Below are 499 nucleotides of genomic sequence, written 5' to 3'. Positions count from 1 at the left end.
GCGGATGCCGTCGGCGAGGGCGTTGCCGCGGGTGGTACGGGCCTTGGCGCGGGCGGAGTCGTCCTCCTCGAGGATCACGCGGACGGGCAGGATCTTCGCCTCCGGGGCGATGCCCAGGACGCCGTCGGCGTTGCCCGGGCCATGGCCGTGACCGGCGACGATGCCGGCCATGGCGGTGCCGTGGACGGCCCAGGCGGGGTCGCCGCGCCGCGCGCCGAAGCCGATCATGTCCTTGCCGGGCAGGACGTTGCCGACGAGGTCGGGGTGGTCGGCCTCGACGCCGGTGTCCAGGACGGCGACGGTGATGCCCTTGCCCTTGGTGGTGCGCCAGGCCTCCTGGGTGTGCAGGGCGTCCAGGCCCCACTGCTGGGCGCGGATGCCGTCGGCGAGGGCGTTGCCGCGGGTGGTACGGGCCTTGGCGCGGGCGGAGTCGTCCTCCTCGAGGATCACGCGGACGGGCAGGATCTTCGCCTCCGGGGCGATGCCCAGGACGCCGTCG

The 499-nt window shown here is 74.9% G+C and carries 1 protein-coding gene; it reads right to left on the bottom strand.

Translation table 11 applies throughout. The annotated features are described in order from the left end of the window. The coding region (locus tag C1I97_RS38690; protein WP_441349208.1) for a S8 family serine peptidase at positions 1–450 on the bottom strand (450 nt) is incomplete at its 3' end. Positions 451–499 lie beyond the last annotated feature (49 nt).

The organism is Streptomyces sp. NTH33, assembly GCF_003236365.1.
Lineage (GTDB): Bacteria > Actinomycetota > Actinomycetes > Streptomycetales > Streptomycetaceae > Streptomyces.
The sequence above is the reverse complement of the archived record's forward strand: the minus strand, read 5'-3'. Positions and strand labels throughout refer to the sequence as shown.